Source organism: Staphylococcus sp. FSL W8-0056 (genome assembly GCF_037963075.1).
Taxonomy (GTDB): Bacteria; Bacillota; Bacilli; order Staphylococcales; family Staphylococcaceae; genus Staphylococcus; species Staphylococcus aureus.
Map to the genome: position 1 here is coordinate 1,981,164 of NZ_CP150142.1, position 17,593 is coordinate 1,998,756.

General features: G+C 34.4%; 22 protein-coding genes. 5 read left to right on the forward strand and 17 right to left on the reverse strand.

Translation table 11 applies throughout. The annotated features are described in order from the left end of the window. Positions 1 to 13: 13 nt before the first annotated feature. The 11 genes from rpsQ to rpsJ all read right to left on the reverse strand — a co-directional run bounded on the left by rpsQ (position 14) and on the right by rpsJ (position 5,130). Positions 14 to 277: a 30S ribosomal protein S17 gene (gene rpsQ / locus NSS86_RS10120; protein ID WP_000004086.1), complete on the reverse strand. Its 264-nt coding sequence runs from the start codon at positions 275 to 277 to the stop codon at positions 14 to 16. Positions 278 to 300: 23 nt separating this feature from the next. After that, positions 301 to 510: a 50S ribosomal protein L29 gene (gene rpmC / locus NSS86_RS10125; RefSeq protein WP_000644737.1), complete on the reverse strand. Its 210-nt coding sequence runs from the start codon at positions 508 to 510 to the stop codon at positions 301 to 303. Further along, on the reverse strand, positions 500 to 934 hold the full coding sequence (rplP, locus tag NSS86_RS10130; RefSeq protein ID WP_000926310.1) for a 50S ribosomal protein L16: 435 nt from the start codon (positions 932 to 934) through the stop codon (positions 500 to 502). Before rplP ends, rpmC begins: the two co-directional genes overlap by 11 nt. Positions 935 to 936: 2 nt before the next feature. After that, complete coding sequence (gene rpsC, locus NSS86_RS10135) at positions 937 to 1,590, reverse strand: 30S ribosomal protein S3 (RefSeq protein WP_000529877.1); 654 nt, start codon at positions 1,588 to 1,590, stop codon at positions 937 to 939. Positions 1,591 to 1,613: 23 nt separating this feature from the next. Next, complete coding sequence (rplV, locus tag NSS86_RS10140; protein ID WP_000387527.1) at positions 1,614 to 1,967, reverse strand: 50S ribosomal protein L22; 354 nt, start codon at positions 1,965 to 1,967, stop codon at positions 1,614 to 1,616. 28 nt (positions 1,968 to 1,995) lie between these two features. Beyond that, positions 1,996 to 2,274 carry a 30S ribosomal protein S19 gene (gene rpsS / locus NSS86_RS10145; RefSeq protein WP_000124353.1) on the reverse strand — a complete coding sequence of 93 codons (279 nt, stop codon included), beginning with the start codon at positions 2,272 to 2,274 and terminating at the stop codon, positions 1,996 to 1,998. Positions 2,275 to 2,340: 66 nt separating this feature from the next. Further along, a complete protein-coding gene (rplB, locus tag NSS86_RS10150; protein ID WP_000985472.1) occupies positions 2,341 to 3,174 on the reverse strand; it encodes a 50S ribosomal protein L2 in 834 nt (277 codons plus the stop codon). Positions 3,175 to 3,206: 32 nt separating this feature from the next. Continuing rightward, positions 3,207 to 3,482, reverse strand: coding sequence for a 50S ribosomal protein L23 (rplW, locus tag NSS86_RS10155; protein WP_000388082.1), 276 nt, complete (start codon positions 3,480 to 3,482; stop codon positions 3,207 to 3,209). Beyond that, positions 3,482 to 4,105, reverse strand: coding sequence for a 50S ribosomal protein L4 (gene rplD / locus NSS86_RS10160; protein WP_000024827.1), 624 nt, complete (start codon positions 4,103 to 4,105; stop codon positions 3,482 to 3,484). Before rplD ends, rplW begins: the two co-directional genes overlap by 1 nt. Before the next feature lie 26 nt (positions 4,106 to 4,131). Beyond that, entirely contained in the window at positions 4,132 to 4,794 is a 663-nt protein-coding gene (rplC, locus tag NSS86_RS10165; protein ID WP_000160212.1) for a 50S ribosomal protein L3, read from the reverse strand. A 27-nt stretch (positions 4,795 to 4,821) separates the two neighbouring features. After that, on the reverse strand, positions 4,822 to 5,130 hold the full coding sequence (gene rpsJ / locus NSS86_RS10170) for a 30S ribosomal protein S10 (protein WP_001118667.1): 309 nt from the start codon (positions 5,128 to 5,130) through the stop codon (positions 4,822 to 4,824). Positions 5,131 to 5,486: 356 nt separating this feature from the next. On the opposite strand from rpsJ, the gene NSS86_RS10175 reads away from it, so the two are divergent. Then, positions 5,487 to 5,876: a hypothetical protein gene (locus tag NSS86_RS10175; protein WP_000788443.1), complete on the forward strand. Its 390-nt coding sequence runs from the start codon at positions 5,487 to 5,489 to the stop codon at positions 5,874 to 5,876. 190 nt (positions 5,877 to 6,066) lie between these two features. Here the strand turns inward: NSS86_RS10175 and NSS86_RS10180 are convergent, their stop codons facing one another. From NSS86_RS10180 to NSS86_RS10190, 3 genes are all read right to left on the reverse strand, one after another. Next, the gene (locus NSS86_RS10180) at positions 6,067 to 7,401 is read right to left on the reverse strand and encodes an NCS2 family permease (RefSeq protein ID WP_000800700.1); all 1,335 of its coding nucleotides are present in this window, start codon (positions 7,399 to 7,401) and stop codon (positions 6,067 to 6,069) included. Between the two features lie 112 nt (positions 7,402 to 7,513). After that, positions 7,514 to 9,649: a DNA topoisomerase III gene (locus NSS86_RS10185; protein WP_339302228.1), complete on the reverse strand. Its 2,136-nt coding sequence runs from the start codon at positions 9,647 to 9,649 to the stop codon at positions 7,514 to 7,516. Positions 9,650 to 9,674: 25 nt separating this feature from the next. Then, positions 9,675 to 9,758: a hypothetical protein gene (locus tag NSS86_RS10190; protein ID WP_031761989.1), complete on the reverse strand. Its 84-nt coding sequence runs from the start codon at positions 9,756 to 9,758 to the stop codon at positions 9,675 to 9,677. Positions 9,759 to 9,823: 65 nt separating this feature from the next. Here NSS86_RS10190 and NSS86_RS10195 point away from each other — a divergent pair, with 65 nt between their 5' ends. After that, positions 9,824 to 10,711 (forward strand): GNAT family N-acetyltransferase, encoded by an 888-nt coding sequence (locus NSS86_RS10195; RefSeq protein WP_339302229.1) that lies wholly within the window; start codon positions 9,824 to 9,826, stop codon positions 10,709 to 10,711. Positions 10,712 to 10,891: 180 nt separating this feature from the next. Continuing rightward, the gene (locus NSS86_RS10200) at positions 10,892 to 11,755 is read left to right on the forward strand and encodes a GRP family sugar transporter (protein WP_001159898.1); all 864 of its coding nucleotides are present in this window, start codon (positions 10,892 to 10,894) and stop codon (positions 11,753 to 11,755) included. A 116-nt stretch (positions 11,756 to 11,871) separates the two neighbouring features. Here the strand turns inward: NSS86_RS10200 and NSS86_RS10205 are convergent, their stop codons facing one another. After that, positions 11,872 to 12,003: a hypothetical protein gene (locus tag NSS86_RS10205; RefSeq protein WP_001792137.1), complete on the reverse strand. Its 132-nt coding sequence runs from the start codon at positions 12,001 to 12,003 to the stop codon at positions 11,872 to 11,874. 406 nt (positions 12,004 to 12,409) lie between these two features. Beyond that, positions 12,410 to 13,318 carry an AEC family transporter gene (locus tag NSS86_RS10210; RefSeq protein ID WP_000139181.1) on the reverse strand — a complete coding sequence of 303 codons (909 nt, stop codon included), beginning with the start codon at positions 13,316 to 13,318 and terminating at the stop codon, positions 12,410 to 12,412. Positions 13,319 to 13,450: 132 nt separating this feature from the next. On the opposite strand from NSS86_RS10210, the gene NSS86_RS10215 reads away from it, so the two are divergent. After that, positions 13,451 to 13,615, forward strand: coding sequence for an SE1832 family protein (locus tag NSS86_RS10215; protein ID WP_000051210.1), 165 nt, complete (start codon positions 13,451 to 13,453; stop codon positions 13,613 to 13,615). A gap of 244 nt (positions 13,616 to 13,859) precedes the next feature. After that, positions 13,860 to 14,177, forward strand: a complete 318-nt coding sequence (gene mspA, locus NSS86_RS10220; RefSeq protein WP_001161085.1) for a membrane stabilizing protein MspA — start codon at positions 13,860 to 13,862, stop codon at positions 14,175 to 14,177. Positions 14,178 to 14,360: 183 nt separating this feature from the next. Here mspA and NSS86_RS10225 read toward each other — a convergent pair whose 3' ends face one another. Continuing rightward, positions 14,361 to 17,528 carry an efflux RND transporter permease subunit gene (locus NSS86_RS10225; protein ID WP_000592307.1) on the reverse strand — a complete coding sequence of 1,056 codons (3,168 nt, stop codon included), beginning with the start codon at positions 17,526 to 17,528 and terminating at the stop codon, positions 14,361 to 14,363. Between the last annotated feature and the right edge of the window lie 65 nt (positions 17,529 to 17,593).

Consider the following 17,593-nt stretch of genomic DNA (forward strand, 5'->3'; position numbering starts at 1 on the left):
CTCTAAACTTGTATTAAATAATTACTGACTCTTCAACAATCTCTACTAAACGAAAACGTTTTGTTGCTGATAAAGGACGAGTTTCTTGAATTTTAACAATGTCTCCTAATTTAGCTGAATTGTTTTCATCATGAGTTTTGTATTTTTTAGAGTATTTTACTCGTTTACCGTATAATTTGTGTGTTTTGTAAGTTTCAACAAGTACTGTAATAGTCTTGTCCATTTTGTCTGAAACAACTTTACCTACATAAACTTTACGATCGTTTCTTTCGCTCACTTTTGTAACCTCCTCTTACTTAATTATTGATTAGCCTTACTTTGTTCAATTTCTCTTTCACGAGCAACAGTTTTTAGACGTGCAATCGTTTTTCTTACTGTACGAATACGTGCAGTTTCTTCTAATTGACCTGTAGCTAACTGAAAGCGTAGGTTAAAAAGCTCTTCTTTTGAAGATTTGATTTGTTCTTCGATTTCTGAAGTGGTTAAGTCTCTAATTTCCTTAGCTTTCATTTGTTTCACCACCCAATTCCTCACGTTTTACAAACTTAGTTTTTACTGGAAGTTTGTGACTTGCTAAACGTAGTGCTTCACGCGCAACTTCTTCAGAAACGCCAGCAACTTCGAATAAAATTCTACCTGGTTTAACAACTGCGATCCAGCCTTCAACCGCACCTTTACCAGCACCCATACGTACTTCTAAAGGTTTTTTAGTATATGGTGTATGTGGGAAGATTTTAATCCAAACTTTCCCGCCACGTTTCATGTAACGTGTCATTGCTATACGAGCAGATTCGATTTGACGAGATGTGATCCAAGACGTTGTTGTAGCTTGTAAACCAAACTCACCAAATGTTACGTAGTTACCGCCTTTAGAACGACCAGTTGTTTTAGGACGATGTTGACGACGATATTTTACACGTTTTGGTAGTAACATTATTATTTTCCTCCTCCACTAGTGTTCTTAGTAGGAAGAACTTCTCCACGATAGATCCATACTTTAACGCCTAATTTACCGTAAGTAGTGTCAGCTTCAGCGTGTGCATAATCGATGTCAGCACGTAACGTATGAAGTGGAACAGTTCCTTCTGAATATTGTTCAGCACGAGCGATGTCAGCTCCGCCTAAACGACCAGATACTTGAGTTTTGATACCTTTAGCACCAAGTTTCATAGCTCTAGTGATTGCTTGTTTTTGTACACGACGGAATGAAGCACGGTTTTCTAATTGACGTGCGATGTTTTCAGCTACTAAACGAGCGTCAAGATCAACTTTTTTGATTTCAATTACGTTGATGTGTACTTTTTTATCAGTTAACGCATTTAATTTGTTGCGTAATTTTTCGATTTCTGAACCGCCTTTACCAATTACCATACCAGGTTTACCAGTATGAATTGCAATGTTGATACGGTTTGCAGCACGTTCAATCTCTACGTGAGAAACTGATGCTTCTTTTAATTCATTATCAATAAATTTACGGATTTTTAAATCTTCGTGTAAAAGTGAAGCGAAGTCTTTTTCAGCATACCATTTAGCTTCCCAATCACGGATAATACCAACACGAAGTCCGATTGGATTAATTTTTTGACCCACAGTATTCCCTCCTTAAAAGTTAATTAAGCTTCTTTAGCTTCTTCTTTACCGTCACTTACGACGATTGTAATGTGGCTTGTACGTTTGTTAATCGCACTTGCACGACCTTGCGCACGTGGACGGAAACGTTTTAATGTTGGTCCTTCGTTAGCATATGCTTCTTTAACTACTAATTCATCTGTGTTCATGTCATAGTTATGTTCAGCATTAGCTAAAGCGGACATTAATACTTTTTCAATTACTGGTGATGAAGCTTTGTTTGTTAATTTTAAAATTGCAATAGCTTCAGCAGCATTTTTACCTCTGATTAAGTCAAGAACTAGTCTTACTTTACGAGGTGCGATTCTTATTGTTCTAGCAACCGCTTTTGCTTCCATTAGGATGTCCTCCTCTACTTAATAGATATTATCTTCTTGTTTTCTTGTCGTCTGCAACGTGTCCTTTGAATGTACGAGTAGGAGCAAACTCACCTAATTTATGACCTACCATATCTTCAGTTACATATACAGGTACGTGTTTACGTCCGTCGTATACTGCAAAAGTATGTCCGATGAAATTAGGGAAAATTGTAGAACGACGTGACCATGTTTTGATTACTTGTTTCTTTTCGCTTCCTTCTTGAGCTTCAACTTTTTTCATTAAATGCTCATCGACGAAAGGTCCTTTTTTAATACTACGAGCCATTTGGGCGCCTCCCTTCTTATTATGTGCGTGCAGCTTTAAGCCGCACACCCAAATAAGTTGATTATATTATTTTTTCTTACGTCCACGAACGATAAGTTTGTCTGATGATTTTTTACCACGACGAGTTTTCTTACCAAGCGTAGGTTTACCCCATGGTGACATTGGAGATGGTCTACCGATAGGAGCACGACCTTCACCACCACCGTGTGGGTGATCGTTAGGGTTCATTACAGAACCACGAACTGTTGGACGGATACCTTTCCATCTTGAACGTCCGGCTTTACCAACGTTAACTAATTCGTGTTGTAGGTTACCAACTTGACCGATTGTAGCACGGCAAGTAGATAAGATCATACGAACTTCACCAGATCTTAATCTGATTAATACGTATTTACCTTCTTTACCAAGTACTTGAGCACTTGCACCAGCTGAACGAGCGATTTGTCCACCTTTACCAGGTTTAAGCTCGATGTTGTGTACTACTGTACCAACTGGAATGTTTTGTAATGGTAATGCGTTACCAACTTTGATGTCAGCTTCAGCACCACTTTCAACGATTTGACCTACTTCTAATCCTTTAGGAGCAATGATATATCGTTTTTCACCGTCTGCATATACAACTAAAGCGATGTTTGCTGAGCGGTTTGGATCATATTGAATAGAATCAACTTTTGCATTGATACCATCTTTGTTACGTTTAAAATCGATAACACGGTATTGACGTTTGTGTCCACCACCATGGTGTCTTACAGTCAATTTACCTTGGTTGTTACGTCCCGCTTTTTTCGGTAGCGGTTTTAATAATGACTTTTCAGGTGTAGTTTTCGTGATTTCTGCGAAATCTAACGAAGTCATATTACGACGACCATTTGTTATTGGCTTATACTTTTTAATAGCCATTGTCGCTTACCTCCTTAATGGTAATTGTTTTATTAGTTAAATAAGTCGATTGATCCTTCTTTAAGAGTTACAATCGCTTTTCTTCTTTTGTTTGTATAGCCTTGGTAACGGCCCATACGTTTTTTCTTAGGTTTGTAATTCATGATATTAACACTTGCAACTTTTACGTTGAAGATTTCTTCAACTGCCATTTTTACTTGTGTTTTGTTAACACGAGTATCAACGTCGAAAGTGTATTTGTCTTCAGCCATTGCTTCAGAAGATTTCTCAGTGATTACGGGGCGCTTAAGAATATCTCTTGCTTCCATTATCCGAGCACCTCCTCAACTTTTTTAGCAGCAGCTTCAGTAATTACTAAGCTGTCAGCATTAGTGATATCTAAAACATTTAAACCTTGAGCAGTTGTCACTTGAACGCCAGGGATGTTGCGTGCTGATAATTCAACATTTACATCTTCGTTTTCAGTAACTACTAATACTTTTTTAGGTTGTTCTAATGTAGATAATACATTTTTGAATTCTTTAGTTTTTGGAGCTTCGAAGTTGAATGCGTCAACTACAGTTAAGCCATTCTCTTGAGCTTTGAAAGATAATGCTGAGCGTAAAGCTAAACGACGCATTTTCTTAGGCATTTTGTATGCATAACTTCTTGGAGTTGGTCCGAATACGATACCACCGCCACGCCATTGTGGAGCACGGATTGTACCTTGACGAGCACGACCTGTTCCTTTTTGCTTCCATGGTTTACGTCCGCCACCGCTTACTGCTGAACGATTCTTAACAGCATGCGTACCTTGACGTAATGAAGCACGTTGTAAATTAATAGCTTCGAATAAAACGCTATTATTTGGCTCAATACCGAATACTGCATCGCTTAATTCGATTGAACCTGATTTAGTTCCGTCTAATTTTAAAACATCATAATTAGCCATTATGCATTTCCTCCTTTCACTTCTTATTATTTATTACCTTTTTTAATTGAAGTTCTGATTTCTACTAAACCTTTTTTAGGTCCAGGTACGTTACCTTTTACTAAGATAACTTTGTTTTCTGTGTCAACTTGAACTACTTCTAAGTTTTGAACAGTTACAGTGTTTCCACCCATACGTCCTGGCATTTTTTGGCCTTTAAATACTCTAGAAGCATCTGAAGCCATACCTACAGAACCTGGTGCTCTGTGGAAATGAGAACCGTGTGACATAGGTCCACGAGATTGTCCGTGGCGTTTAATTGCACCTTGGAAACCTTTACCTTTTGATACGCCTGTTACGTCAATAACGTCGCCAGCTACAAAAGTATCTACTGAGACTTCTTGACCTACTTCGTAAGCATCCACGTCTACATTGCGGAATTCACGAATGAAGCGCTTAGGTGCTGCGTCAGCTTTTTTAGCGTGACCTTCAGCTGGTTTATTAGCATATTTATTAGATTTTGCATCTTTTTTGTATGCTTTTTTGTCTTCAAATCCAACTTGGATTGCGTTGTATCCATCAACTTCTACAGTTTTCTTTTGTAATACAACATTTTCTTTAGCTTCTACTACTGTTACAGGGATTAATTCACCGTTTTCTCCGAATACTTGTGTCATCCCAATTTTTCTTCCTAAGATTCCTTTGGTCATCGAAAGTCCACCTCCTAAAATTGTCTATTATAATTTGATTTCGATGTCTACACCAGATGGTAAGTTTAAGCCCATTAAAGCGTCAACTGTTTTTGGTGTTGGGTTTACAATATCGATTAAACGTTTGTGTGTACGTTGTTCGAATTGTTCACGTGAATCTTTATACTTATGCACGGCACGGATGATTGTGTAAACTGATTTCTCAGTTGGTAACGGAATTGGTCCAGAAACATCTGCACCAGAACGTTTCGCTGTTTCTACAATCTTCTCTGCTGATTGATCAATCACGCGGTGATCATAAGCTTTTAATCTGATTCTGATTTTTTGTTTTGCCATAATTTTCCCTCCTTATTCGTCTACATTTAGTGATAGACTTCTCCACGAAAACTATCTTACACAGCGCCATGGCAAAGCGGCCGGGTGTGTCAGTAACCTTTCGCTTCATCGCTTTTCTTAAAGTCCAACGTTAGTTATATTACACGAAAAACATCGATAAATCAAGGCTTTTCACATAATTTTTCTATCTGTCTAACACATACTTTTATATTTTACTTTATATACTTAGTCAGTTCAACTATTTTCGAGATATTTTTTATTTCCTTCTTTATTGTAAATTCGTACCTTGAATCATTTTATTATTATCATTGAAAATTATTCTATATAATTAGTCATAAGAACGGTGGTGAATGAATATGAAAAATGGACCAAAATTATCTTTAGCACTTATAGGTATCTTTTTAATACTTTGTGAGTTTTTCTATGGCATTCCTTTTTTAGGTGCAACGTTTATTTTAAGTTTTGGATGGCAGCCTTTACTCTTTAATGCATTACTTTATCTAATTCTTACTATTATATTATTAGTGAATAGACAAAATGCGATTAGACCTATAGCGATTATTCCAATATTTGGTATAGTAGGTAGTTTTTTAGCTATCATCCCCTTCTTAGGAATTTTGATTCATTGGATTTTATTTTTCCTAATGATTCTATTTGTCCTAGTTGTATTATCAGCGCCAACCTATATACCTAATAAAAATGCTCGTGTCATTTACACACAATACAAAGATGGACATAGAGAATAATTCTTAAAACCTTTTTAATTAGGTATATAATATAGAAGAAACACGTCCAACAATTTTAAAAGAAGTATATTTATATCGGATATTTAAAGACATTCATAATATTGCTTTATGTTATTTCGCTTCTTATTTTATCCTTACTTCAAAGAAAAAACGACTACCAATCATTGGCAGTCGTTTTTTGTGTCTGGATTTAACCATGAACAAATATGAAGTACAGAATGAATAGTACCATTAATACATACATTATCGGATGTACTTCTTTATGTTTTTTAGAGATAAGCATTGTAATTGGATAGAAAATAAATCCACACGCAATACCAGTTGCAATTGAGTATGATAAAGGCATCATAATGATTGTAATGAATGCTGGCACTGCAACTTCAAAACTTTTCCAGTTTATCTCAGCAAAGTTTGCAGCCATTAATACACCTACCACCACTAAAGCTGGTGTCGTAACTGCACTTGTTACAACAGCGATTAACGGACTAAAGAACAGCGCTAATAGGAAACAACAACCTGTTACGATACTAGCAAATCCTGTTCTAGCACCTACAGCAACACCTGAAGTTGATTCGATATAAGAAGTTGTTGTAGTTGTTCCAAAAACTGATCCTACAATCGTAGCTAAAGAATCTGAGAACAATGCTCTACCAGCTCTTGGTAATTTATTATCTTTCATAATACCTGCTTGAGTAGCAACAGCTACTAATGTACCAGCTGTATCAAAGAAATCAATAAATAAGAACGTTAAAATAACAATTAAGAACTGTATCGTTAATAATTGACTTGGGTCTTTAAACGCTTCAAATGCAGCACCGAACGTTGGTTCAATACTTGGAATCTTACCTACAATACCAGATGGCATTTGAATCAATCCAGTGAACATACCAACGATTGCTGTGATGATCATACCGATAAAGATAGAACCCGGCAATTTAATTGCATATAAAATAACTGTAATAACGATACCGAATATCGCCAAAAGTACTGGTGGATCAGTTAAATGTCCCAATGTTACTAATGTAGATTCATTTTTAACTATAATACCCGAACTTTGTAAACCTACAAATGTAATGAATAATCCTATACCTGCTGAAACAGCCATCTTCATTTGATAAGGAATTGCATTAATAATAACTTCCCTAAACCCTGTGACGGTTAATATCGCAAAGAATATACCTGAGAATAAAACACCTGTTAAACCAACTTGCCAAGGAATACCCATGGTTAACACAACAGTAAATGCAAAGAATGCATTTAATCCCATACCTGGTGCTAATGCGATTGGATATTTAGCTATTAGTCCCATGAATAGCGAGCCTACAAATGCTGCTAATGCAGTCGCTACAAAAATGGCACCTTGGTCCATTTTCATATCTTCTGATACGCCTTTAACACCTGCTAAACTTAAAACTTGCGGGTTAACCGCTAAAATATAGGCCATAGATAAGAAAGTTGTGATACCGCCTAAGATTTCTCTTTTAAAGTTTGTTCCATATTTATCGAACTGGAAATAGTTTTTCACGAATGGATGCTCCTTTTTTTAAAATACCTTAATAGTTTAATATCATTCTTAATAAAAAACAATACCAAAAGCGAACTTTTCGTTTTTCTGATTCAACTTTGTTCGATTTTATCTATAAATTCAAGTTCTTTAATGCATCTTTAAACGGATTATTGTCTAAACCTTCATTTTTATTCATATACTTTTTCATTTCTTTACGAGATACTTTACCAGAGGATTTAGACTTCATACGCTGATCCATATGTGCTTGCGTTTCAGAATGTCCACAAACACAACGATATACCGCTTCTTTCCCTTTACCAAACAACGTTAATTTCTTTTTACAGTTTGGACATCTTGCATTTGTTTTGCGCTGTACATTCTTTTTCGTCTTACAAGATGGATCTTGGCACACAAGCATCTGACCATTTTTAGTTTTAACTTTAATCATGAATTTACCACACGTTGGGCATTCTGTGGTTGTTAAATTATCGTGTTTATATTTACGATCACTATTTTTAATCCCATTTACAACATCTTTCGTAAAATCTTTCATTTCATTAATAAATGTTTTCGCCTGATATTTACCACGTTCAATTAAAAGTAATTTTTCTTCCCATTGTGCAGTTAAAAGTGGCGACGTTAATTCTTCTGGTGCTAATTCTAATATTTGTTTACCTTTTGACGTTACTTTAATTTTACCGTCTCTTGATTCAATGGCATTCATATTAAATAATTTATCGATAATGTCGGCCCTTGTTGCAACTGTGCCGATACCACCTGTTTGTTTTAAAGTTTGCGCATATTTTTTATCCTTCAATTGAATAAAGTTCTGAGGGTTCTCCATCGCTTTTAATAACGAACCTTCATTAAAATATTCTGGAGGTGTTGTTTCATGTTCTCTAATGTTTGTTTTTGAAATCTTCACTTCATCGCCTTCTGAAAAAGGCTGTTGCATCTCTGTAATAGATTCACCTTGTCTAATAGATTTAAAACCTAAAACAGTTGTTACATTCTCTTTCAAAACAAATGTGTGCCCTGCAACCTCTAAAGTTACAGTTATCGCGTCATACTCGTGCGGAGGCATTAAAGCTTCTAAAAAACGCTCGACAATCATATCGTATAACTTTAATTCTCTATTACTTAAGTCTGACATGACAGGTCTCACTTCTGTAGGAATAATTGCATGGTGATCAGATACTTTTTGATTATTAAATATCGACATTTTTGATGAAAATGTTTTAGACATTAATGGGCGTGCTTGGTCTTTATATGTTGTTGCCATCGTCGCCTGAATACGTTCTTTCATAGTATCTACCATATCAGTTGTTAAATAGTTTGAATCTGTTCTTGGATAGGTTACGACTTTATGTCTCTCATATAAGCTTTGAAGTGTATTCAATGTTTCTTTAGGTCCAATTTTATAACGTCTATACATATCTTGTTGTAAATCTGTTAAATTGTACAGTGATTGCGGATACGACTTCTTATGTTTAGTAGCAACAGATTTAATCTTACCATCGACATTTTTCAAATTATTAACCATCTGTTCTAAAGTTTCTTTATTGGTATATCGCTGATTTGATTCTAGCTGAAAATCAAACCCTTTTACCGTTAATGATAATGTAAAGTATTGTTGTGGTTTGAACTGATTAATCTCTTGTTGTCGTGTATTTACTAATTGAATCGTTGGTGTCTGAACACGTCCCAGGGATAGCTGTGCATCATACTTTGTTGTTAGTGCACGCGTTGCATTAATCCCAACAATCCAATCTGCCTCGCTTCTCGCTAACGCTGCATAATACAAATCGTTATATTGACGACCGTCTTTTAAATTTTTAAAACCTTGTTGAATAGCTTTTTTAGTAACTGAGCTAATCCATAATCGACGGATTGGCTTTTTGTTACCAACTTTATCCAAAATCAATCTTGCAACTAGTTCACCTTCTCGTCCAGCATCTGTTGCAATAATAATATCTTTCACTTTATTATCTAAAATTAACGCTTTTACTGTTTTAAATTGTTTGCTTGTTTTACCAATAACAACAGTTTTCATATATTTAGGTATAATTGGAAGGTCTTCTAATCGCCATTCCTTTAAATTTTTATCGTATTGTTCAGGTGTCGCATTTGTCACTAGATGACCTAACGCCCACGTGACAATATATTGGTTATTTTCAAAGCAACCATTACGCTTCTGATTTATTTGTAAAGCATCAGCAATATCTCTTGCAACTGATGGTTTTTCAGCTAATATTAAAGATTTCATAAATTATCCTTTCTCATACGTTCTTTTATTTCGAACGTGCTTCATCTATTCCACTAATCTTTGATTTAAATTCAATGGTGTTAAATGTATTGTAACATGTTAATATCACTATTAACTTTCATTTCAGTTGAAATACTATATAATAAAAGTAACAAAAAGTACGGAGGTAATGACATGAGCATAGTTCGGTTATATGATATTACACAAATAAAATCGTTCATTGAACATTCGAATTATGAATCAGCATCATACTTATATAAACTTCCTCAACAGTACAATGAAATAGATGTATTAATAACCGATGCGATTGAATCACCTGGTGTATTTTCGATTAAAGAAAACGATTCAATCAAAGCAATCATATTGTCTTTTGCATACGATAAAAATAAATTCAAAGTCATAGGCCCATTCGTGGCTGACAATTATGTATTATCTGTCGATACGTTTGAAACGCTATTTAAAGCAATGACTTCGAACCAACCTGACGATGCCGTCTTTAACTTTTCTTTTGAAGAAGGCATTCAACAATACAAACCATTAATGAAAGTTATTCAAGCAAGTTATAACTTCACTGACTATTACATAGAAGCCCGTACAAGATTAGAAGAAGATATGCACCAACCAAATATCATTCCTTATCACAAAGGGTTTTATCGTGCTTTCAGCAAATTACACACAACTACATTTAAATATCAGGCACAGTCACCGCAAGATATCATTGATAGTTTAGACGACCATCATCATTTGTTTTTATTTGTTAGCGAAGGTTTACTTAAAGGTTATTTATACCTTGAAATTGATTCACAACAGTCAATCGCCGAGATTAAATACTTCAGTTCTCATGTAGATTACCGTTTGAAAGGTATCGCTTTCGAGTTGCTTGCGTATGCATTGCAATATGCTTTTGATAATTTTGATATTAGAAAAGTTTATTTTAAAATTCGTAATAAAAATAATAAACTCATCGAACGATTTAATGGTCTAGGTTTCCATATCAACTATGAGTACATTAAATTCAAATTCGAATCACGTAACGTAAAAGATCAAACAATCCCTGAATAAAATACCAAGCAAATACCCCACAGTACTTCATTAGCATGTATTGTGGGTTTTTCTACTTTTTGTAAATATTGAAAATTATAAGTAGTTGTTTTTTACTATTAGGGCAGAATGCTTTACAATAACATGCAAGTGTCAATTAAGGGGAGCACTTGCAAAAATAGTATAGGAGAGTGAGTAGTCTTGCAATTTCTTGATTTCTTAATCGCACTTTTACCTGCTTTATTCTGGGGAAGTGTCGTTCTTATTAATGTGTTCGTCGGCGGTGGACCTTACAACCAAATTCGTGGTACGACGCTAGGCGCACTCATTGTTGGATTAGGTTTACTTATTACTGGTTTCGCAAAATTCAATAATCCTACTGTAATTATTGTCGGTCTTATTTCTGGTGCATTATGGGCGTTTGGACAAGCGAATCAGCTTAAATCTATTAGTTTAATCGGTGTATCAAATACTATGCCAGTTTCTACAGGTATGCAATTAGTTGGTACAACATTATTCAGCGTTATCTTTTTAGGTGAATGGTCTTCAATGACTCAAATTATCTTTGGTTTAATCGCCATGATATTATTAGTTACTGGTGTAGCACTTACTTCACTTAAAGCCAAAAATGAACGTCAATCAGATAATCCTGAATTTAAAAAAGCAATGGGTATTTTAATTGTATCTACAGTTGGATATGTAGGTTTCGTTGTACTTGGTGACATCTTTGGTGTTGGTGGAACTGATGCATTGTTCTTCCAATCTGTCGGTATGGCAATTGGTGGCTTTATCCTATCCATGAATCATAAAACATCACTTAAATCAACAGCACTTAATCTATTGCCAGGTGTGATTTGGGGAATTGGTAACTTGTTCATGTTCTATTCTCAACCAAAAGTTGGTGTAGCTACAAGTTTCTCATTATCACAGTTACTTGTTATCGTTTCAACATTAGGTGGTATTTTCATTTTAGGAGAAAGAAAAGATCGTCGTCAGATGACGGGTATTTGGGCAGGTATTATTATTATCGTGATAGCTGCTATAATTCTAGGTAATTTGAAATAGAAAGTTAAATACTCATGTAACGTAAAAATGTAATCACTTCTGAAAATAACCATTCACTTATAGAATGATTAAAATTAATTTTCGGGAATTTTACGTTGAATGTTCCTCTATATGTCCTAGGAAATACGTGGCTCTAAAAACAAAACGCAATAACACATCATGACATTAATCATGCGTTTTAAGACTTTAAAATTAGCGATACTTTTAAAATCTTGATGATATTCATTTATCAAGTATGCGCCATACATATGAAGTGGATAGCTGCATAGGGAGTGGGACAGAAATGATATTTTCGCAAAATATATTTCGTCGTCCCACCCCAACTTGCATTGTCTGTAGAAATTGGGAATCCAATTTCTCTTTGTTGGGGCCCCTCCCCAACTTGCACATTATTGTAAGCTGACTTTTCGTCAGCTTCTGTGTTGGGGCCCCTGACTAGAATTGAAAAAAGCTTGTTACAAGCGCATTTTCGTTCAGTAAACTACTGCCAATATAACTTCGTAGAGCATAGAATATTGATTTATGTCCCGGCCTGTTGAACAACTATGTCATAAATAAAAGCCCCCTTTTCACAATATGCATTTACATGTTGTGGTAAAGGGGGCTCTCATTTTCTACGAATACTAAAATGGATTTTATTTTCAAATGTGTAAACTAGACAAACACTGCCTGATACACGTACAAAATAATGATACTAATAATGATTGTCAAATTGGTCGTCATACCTATAAATGGCAGTGTTCGATATTTAAACTGAATACCATAAGAAATAATTGCGACACCAACCGGGAACATCCAAGTGACCAACAATGTCGTCTTAATCATATCATCTGATACCGGTAACAACACATGTACTAACAATCCCGCAACTAATGCTAATCCATAATGCAAACATAAATATTTAATAGTAGCAGGTATATACTTTCTTTCCAGAGTAAAATTCAACATAACACCTAGCAAAATCATTGATAACGGCATATTTGCATGGGAAAGTATGCTAAAGAAATCGATTGCCACATGTGGTAAATGGATGTGATTTATATTCAATATAAACATTACAATGTATGTAACGAGTGGCACTGACTGTAATAATTTCTTACCTAAATATTTAAAATCGAATTGATCACTACCTTCACTAAAGTAGCTACCTACAAAGTAAGTAATTCCAAACATCACAAAGGCACCACCTATATCAGCCATACCAAAATAAATAAGCCCCGTTTTAGGCCATATCACTTCAATTAGTGGATATGCAAACAATCCAATATTCATAGCACCAGTCATCATACCTACTGATCCACGCATGTGATTATCATATTTTCTAAAAAACCAGACAGCAATCATTTTCGCCACAATACCATATATAATCATTAAAATTGGTAAAATGGAGAATGACAATTTTAATTCTGCACTGTTTAAATTCACAATAACTAAAGATGGGAGTGTGACATTAAGAACTAATGTAGCAATGACTTGACTATCTGTTGCCTTTATAAAATTAATGCGCTTCAAAAAGTAACCAAGCGCAATTAATAAAATAATCATAGTAAATTGTTCTGTCACTGTTATCCCTTCTTTCAATAATCTTCATAATTTATAACTTTAACATACTCCACAGATATTTTAGAAGTCTACTGTTTCATGCTATAATCTACATTAAATGCACTTAATTATATTTCAAAGGAGTGTTATAGTATGTCTTTAGAAAACCAACTAGCCGAACTTAAATATGATTATGTTCGTCTTCAAGGTGACTTAGAAAAACGGGAATCTTTGAATTTAGATACTTCCGCACTTGTTCGTCAACTTAAAGATATTGAAAATGAAATTAGAAACGTTCGCGCTCAAATGCAAGATTAATAATCTATCATTCAAGCAATAAATGCTTTTCGTTACATAAATTTGACTAGCATTGCTCTGAATACGTTATATTGATGAATTGCTTTATTTTTCGCTCAATTACATCTAGAATCACAAGATGTTGTCGTGTTATGATTTAGTGTTTCATTAACAACATACACGCATATCTATCCCAACACTGCTATTTATGTTTTCTATGCTGCTGTACTACATGAACCCTTTGAAACGGAGAGGAAGTTATCATATGCAATTTTATCTGATTTTACTAGCAATACTTTATCTAATTGTTAGTTTTATTAGTATTTTTAAAATGGAAGTTGTATTTACTCGCATTTTGAGAATTATTATGGGTGTGTTGTTATTGTTCGTCTTAGCATTAACGACGATGAGTTTTCCAAAAGAGAATTGGTGGGTATTTATCGTCTTACTACTCTTAGTCGGCAATGTCGAAGTGACAGGATTTAAAATGCTTAAAAAAGATCTAAAAGGTGTAAACATCTTGAATTTAATGTCATTATTTATCTTTGTCATATATTTCATCTTAACCATCGTATTATTCTAAATAATAAACAAAACATGCAATAACATAATTGCAATTTTATTTTATTATCGTACATGTTGAATGCCAGTATTGTTTTATTAACACATCGATTAAATCGCACGTGAAATAAGGTCTAAAATTTCAAATTTTAAAAAGCCATAAAAGTAGTCAATATCATGACCGCTTTTATGGCTTTTATATTATCTATCGTTTAGTGAATCGTTTTTTTAAAGTAAAGAGAATTTCATATATTACTGGTACAACTACAAGTGTTAATAAAGTTGATGAAATTAAACCACCAATAACTGTAGCAGCTAATCCTTTCGAAATAAGAATCGAGCTATCTTGACCAAATAACAAAGGAACTAATGCACCGATTGTTGCAATCGCCGTCATTAATATCGGTCTAATTCTAGTACCGCCTGCTTCGATTAATGCTTCTTTCATCTCCATGCCCTGCTGCTCATTATTAATGACACGGTCTATTAACACAATGGCATTTGTTACTACGATTCCAATTAACATTAGCATACCAATTAAACTTGGTACTGATATTGTTTCTCCTGTGATTAATAGTGCAATAATTACACCGATAACTGTAAATGGTAAAGAGAATAAAATTGTAAATGGCGCTAAGCCACCTTTAAATGTAATAACTAGGATTAAATATACGATAATGATTGCAGCTAACATTGCAAAGGCTAATTGTGTCATTGCATTGTTAATATCATCTGATGCACCACCGATATTAACCTTTACATTATTCGGTTTGTCCAAATTATTTATTTTAGACATCACTTGTCGTGTTGTGCCACCCACATCTTTATTTGTTACTTTAGCAGATACCGTCGTTGCATAATCACCTTGTTCTTGCGTCAATTTACTTGGTGTCGTTGTTTTAACTAACGTAGCGATATCTCCCAATTTAATCGTACCACCAGTCGGCTTTTTCAAAGTTATATTATTCAACTTATCTTCTGACCAGTCTGTTTGCTTATTTTGTTTGACTTTAACATCAACAGTTTTACCATTTTCTTTAACAGTCGTAACTGTTTTTTCTGGTAAGTTTTCATTCAAGTGCATTGCAAGTTGACTTGCAGAAATACCATTTTCTGCCGCTTTATTTTGATCAACTTTAATTTCATACTGATCATATGTTTGCGATAAATCAGATTTGACATTGGCTAGTCCTTTAACCTGTTTCATTTTCTGTTCAATATCTTTTACAGTTGATTTTATGGCATCCATTGATGGGCCTTTCACAGTAACCTCTACAGATTTATTACCTGCACCTGTTCCTAAATCTTGATTTTTCCACTCTCCAGGATGTTTAAAGCCATCTACATGTTTAATAACCTTATCTGCTTCTACATCAAAATTAGGCGTGTCATTATCATATTCAACCATGATTGCCATACTATTTGTACTACCCGTTGGATCTACTGGACTACTACCACCAACTGAGTATTGAATTGTTTTTACATGCTTTTTCTGTTTTAAATATTTTTCAACATCTTTCGCATGATTCAACACTGCTTGCTCCGTTTCACCAGGCTTCGGTGTATAAGTAATAGCTAAAAATTTATCGTCACCTGCTGAAATAAAGCTAGTGCCTAGTCTCGGTCCTCCAAATACAATAGTTGCAACCAAAATTAATGTACTTAATATAATTACAATCCACTTATGATTTAGTGACCAATGCAATACTTTTTTATAAGTTGTACTAACAACACCTAATCCTTCTTGATGTTGTTTATTACGACGTTTAACGCCTTTTTTAAATAGTGTTGCTGCCAAAGCTGGAACGAGTGTAATTGACACTAATAACGATGCTAATAAACTAAATGCAATAGCCAATGCAAAAGGTCTAAACATTTCGCCTACTGAACCTGATACAAACACAAGTGGTAAGAAGACGATAATAGTAACTAGTGTCGATGACATTATTGGTTTAAATACTTCAGTTGTCGCACTGATAATTAAATTTTCACCTTTTAGTTGTTCTTCTGAATCTGTTAAGCGTCGATAAATATTTTCAACAACTACAATCGAATCGTCTATCACACGTCCAATCGCTACTGTTAATGCACCTAACGTTAGTATATTCAATGAAACATCACTCAATTTCAGAGCAATAAGCGCCATAAGAAGTGATAACGGAATGGATATAATAGAAATTGCCGTCGTACGAATGTTTCTTAAAAACAGCAAAATAACTATAATTGCCACGATTGTACCTAATGATGCTTTTTCAACCATCGTATAAAGTGATTTCTCAACAGGCTTTGCAGTATCCATTGTTTTTGTGACATTAAAATCTTTATTTTCATCAACGAATGTATCAATTTTACGTTGTACATCTTTGGCTACTTGAACTGTATTGGCATCTTGAGCTTTAGTTATTTGTAGATTAACCGCATCCTTTCCATTCGTTTTAGAAATAGAAGTACGCACATCACCAACTGTAATATCAGCTAAATCTCCTAGTTTCGCTGTCGGCATACCACTTATATTATTTGGTGCTGACGCTTTTGAATTTTGCTGCGGTGATGCCTGATTAACGTCTGACATGGCTGAATTTTGTTTATTATCACTTTGGGATTGAGATTGCCCTTGCCCTCCTGCCAACGTTAATGGAATATTTATGTTTTTAAAAGCATCAACAGATTGATATTGACCATCAACAACAATTGATTTATCTTTATCACCAAATTGGAACAATCCAAGTGGTGTTGTTCTTGTTGCTGTTTTTAGATAGTTTTCTACATCATCAGCAGTCAACCCATATTTTTCAAGTTCATTTTGCTTAAATTTAAGGGTGATTTCACGGTTCGTCTGCCCATTTAATTGCGCATTTTGCACACCATCTACCGTTTGTAATTTTGGTATTAATTGTTCATTCAGTACTTTCGTTACTTTTTTCAAGTCATTCTCTTTATTTGAAAATGAATATGCTAAAACCGGAAAAGCGTCCATCGAATTACGTCTTAATTCTGGTTGACCAACTTCATCTTTAAATTTAATTTTATCGATTTCTTTTTTAAGCTGTTCTTCTGCTTTATCCATATCTGTATTATTTTCATATTCAACTGTTACAATTGAAGCATTTTGTATGGATTGCGTTTTAACATTTTTCACATATGCCAACGATCTTACTTGATTGTCAATTTTACTACTTATTTCATCTTGGGTACTTTGTGGCGTTGCACCCGGCATTGTTGTTGTAACTGAAATAACTGGATTTTGTACATTTGGTAGTAATTCTAATTTCAATTTAGCACTCGCGTATACACCGCCCAAGACAACTAAAACAACCATTAAAAAGATAGCAAACTTATTCCCCAAAGAAAATTGTAATAGCTTTTTTATCACAGTACTTCCCCCTCTTTCACTATATTCAAAAATATTTTACTCAACCATTCTATATTGTGTAAAAA

Excerpts from the sequence above, each read along its gene's own strand:
- rpmC (WP_000644737.1), bottom strand. The coding sequence starts at position 510 with ATGAAAGCTAAGGAAATTAGAGACTTAACCACTTCAGAAATCGAAGAA.
- rplP (WP_000926310.1), bottom strand. The coding sequence starts at position 934 with ATGTTACTACCAAAACGTGTAAAATATCGTCGTCAACATCGTCCTAAA.
- rplV (WP_000387527.1), bottom strand. The coding sequence starts at position 1,967 with ATGGAAGCAAAAGCGGTTGCTAGAACAATAAGAATCGCACCTCGTAAA.
- rpsS (WP_000124353.1), bottom strand. The coding sequence starts at position 2,274 with ATGGCTCGTAGTATTAAAAAAGGACCTTTCGTCGATGAGCATTTAATG.
- rplB (WP_000985472.1), bottom strand. The coding sequence starts at position 3,174 with ATGGCTATTAAAAAGTATAAGCCAATAACAAATGGTCGTCGTAATATG.
- rplW (WP_000388082.1), bottom strand. The coding sequence starts at position 3,482 with ATGGAAGCAAGAGATATTCTTAAGCGCCCCGTAATCACTGAGAAATCT.
- rplD (WP_000024827.1), bottom strand. The coding sequence starts at position 4,105 with ATGGCTAATTATGATGTTTTAAAATTAGACGGAACTAAATCAGGTTCA.
- rplC (WP_000160212.1), bottom strand. The coding sequence starts at position 4,794 with ATGACCAAAGGAATCTTAGGAAGAAAAATTGGGATGACACAAGTATTC.
- rpsJ (WP_001118667.1), bottom strand. The coding sequence starts at position 5,130 with ATGGCAAAACAAAAAATCAGAATCAGATTAAAAGCTTATGATCACCGC.
- NSS86_RS10175 (WP_000788443.1), top strand. The coding sequence starts at position 5,487 with ATGAAAAATGGACCAAAATTATCTTTAGCACTTATAGGTATCTTTTTA.
- NSS86_RS10185 (WP_339302228.1), bottom strand. The coding sequence starts at position 9,649 with ATGAAATCTTTAATATTAGCTGAAAAACCATCAGTTGCAAGAGATATT.
- NSS86_RS10195 (WP_339302229.1), top strand. The coding sequence starts at position 9,824 with ATGAGCATAGTTCGGTTATATGATATTACACAAATAAAATCGTTCATT.
- NSS86_RS10205 (WP_001792137.1), bottom strand. The coding sequence starts at position 12,003 with ATGTATGGCGCATACTTGATAAATGAATATCATCAAGATTTTAAAAGT.
- NSS86_RS10215 (WP_000051210.1), top strand. The coding sequence starts at position 13,451 with ATGTCTTTAGAAAACCAACTAGCCGAACTTAAATATGATTATGTTCGT.
- mspA (WP_001161085.1), top strand. The coding sequence starts at position 13,860 with ATGCAATTTTATCTGATTTTACTAGCAATACTTTATCTAATTGTTAGT.